Source organism: Cryobacterium sp. Sr8, assembly GCF_004403225.1.
GTDB lineage: Bacteria > Actinomycetota > Actinomycetes > Actinomycetales > Microbacteriaceae > Cryobacterium > Cryobacterium psychrotolerans.
Genome location: NZ_SOHO01000052.1, coordinates 1 through 2,064, shown reverse-complemented (window position 1 = coordinate 2,064; position 2,064 = coordinate 1). Strand labels below are relative to the sequence as shown.

The 2,064-nt window shown below is 65.8% G+C and carries 3 protein-coding genes; all 3 read right to left on the bottom strand.

Features of this window, described 5'->3' with window-relative positions:
* Window positions 1–475, bottom strand: a 475-nt coding sequence (locus tag E3T54_RS11465) for a hypothetical protein (protein WP_198414480.1), incomplete at its 3' end; no start/stop codon positions are given.
* Between the two features lie 477 nt (window positions 476–952).
* A complete protein-coding gene (locus E3T54_RS11460) occupies window positions 953–1,288 on the bottom strand; it encodes a FeoA domain-containing protein (protein ID WP_134475795.1) in 336 nt (111 codons plus the stop codon).
* Between the two features lie 192 nt (window positions 1,289–1,480).
* On the bottom strand, window positions 1,481–2,064 hold a 584-nt coding region (locus tag E3T54_RS16835), incomplete at its 5' end, for a WD40/YVTN/BNR-like repeat-containing protein (RefSeq protein ID WP_370255467.1).

Genomic DNA, 2,064 nt, shown 5'->3' with positions numbered 1-2,064 from the left:
AGCCGCCAACGGTATACAGCGAAGAAACGCCGTAGACGTAGCCGAGAATCGCGATCTGACTCACACACAAGGCGACGACCGCGAGGACGAGCGCCAACGTGCTCCGGGCAAGCCGGCTCGAAAGGACCGAGCCGCCCAGCACGAACAGCGAGAAGGCCGTGGACGGCGCCATCCTCAGCGCATCCCCGTTCAGCTCGATTCCCGGCAGCAGAGTAGCGACGCCGAGCGACGTTCCCAGGGCGTACTCCGCGAGCGACAAACCGCCGATGGCGAGCACAGCCACACCCAGGACCGCGGCGACCCGCGGGCGATCGGACGCCACCAGCGCGATCGACAGGAGCACCAGCCCCAGCGCCGCCGTCGGCTTCGTCGAGAGAGGTCCCGCCAGCGCAGCCCCGTTGGCGTACCACGCGAACAGAACGGCCAGCCCCACCACCCCGGCCAGGGCCGCTCCGATACGCCCGACCAGCTGCATGTCTTTCCCTTCTTACCGAAGGGGGGCAGACGTGCCGACCGACGCTAGAAGAATACATGCAGTGCCGTATCCGGGGAAGCAAGGCCCTCCTTGGTCGGCCGATGCGGATGCCTCCTGCTCGCGTTACCGGACTTTGGCGTAGGTAGTCCCGTCGGTCCCGTCTCCGAGGTTGCCGCCCAACCACGTGCCTTGGGCGATGCGTCCGCTGCGGTCAATGGGGTCCACGAGGACGGCAGGTAGCTGCCCATGCTGGTTCACACTGACCACGACGATTGCTGGGGACAGTAGAGCTTCGCTTTGGTGAAGGGTCACGGCGACTTTGAGCGAGCTTCCCAAGAAGGTTCCTTTGATTGGAGAGGGTCCAATCCGGAGTAAGACGCAAACCGTGGGCAGTATCCCTACCCGTAAAGACGCGGCTGGATGAGCGGGAGGATTCCGTGCCCGCACTCGCCACAGTGAGCGATGGGGAAAGACCTCTCATGTCATCTCGATGCTCGTGACCCAGACGGCATCGGAGGCGACGTTGCCGAGATGAACGTCTTCTGTGTGACCGAGCATTCGGATCGTGACGATGTCTGAGTGCAAGCGGTGAGGCTGAACGATCAGTCGTGTGTCCGCGACGAGGCCGATACGCGTGAAGTAGCTGAGCACGGCTGGATGGGCATCGGAAATGTGACTGATTGACAACTCTGGCCCGGATTCGGCATGGGTGAGCTGGGTCGGGACAGGTCGACCCTGTTGGCCGCCAGTCGGGCGAAGGCCAAGCGCCTCGAGCGTGAGGTTCCCGAGATGGTCATCGATGCGCTCAATCATCGTGTCGGAGACGGCATGTTCAAGATTCTCGGCCTCAAGACGCGCGTCTGCCCTACGTCATGCGGCGGACTTGCTGTTAGCTGCTGGCCTCACCCAACCCTGACGGTAATGATGAGATCGCGCTCAACGCACCCCCGCCCAGCTGGCACAACGACGACGGCCGCTGCGGAGGCCCCGCGTTCGCGCGTCTACCTAGGTCAGTGGCTTCCACGCACTGCCCCGGTCAGTACTCGCGTAAACGGCGGCGTTGCTGCCGCTGACCGCTGCGGCGTAGAGCGTCTTGCCGTCCGAGGAGAACGTGGCCGCGGACGTGCCCGCGGGCACGGCCAGGATGGTCCAGGTCTGGCCGCCGTCTCCGCTCAACGCGCTGCCGGCCATGCCGACGGCCACCAGGGTCCGGCTGTCGGTCGGGTCCCAGGCCGCCGACATCGCGCCGCTAGGACCGCCCAGCGCCGTCCAGGTGATGCCGCCGTCGGCGCTAGTGACGAGGCCGGTGGACATATCCGGCGCGATCAATCTGCGTGGGTCGGCCGGATCGACCAGGATGACGCCCATGAACGTCCGTCCCGCCTGGGCATTGCGGGTCGTCCAGGTCGTCCCGCCGTCGCCACTGGCGAGCAGCCCGAGCTCAGGCGTGCCGGCGTACACGGTGTCTCCGGCCCCGCCCAGGGCGTGGACGTCACCGAGGTCGCCCTTACCGGTGACGCGAGAAAAGGAGTTGCCATCGGAGGAACGGTAGAGGCCCGGATGTCCGCCGATGAGCGTTTCCCCGCTGG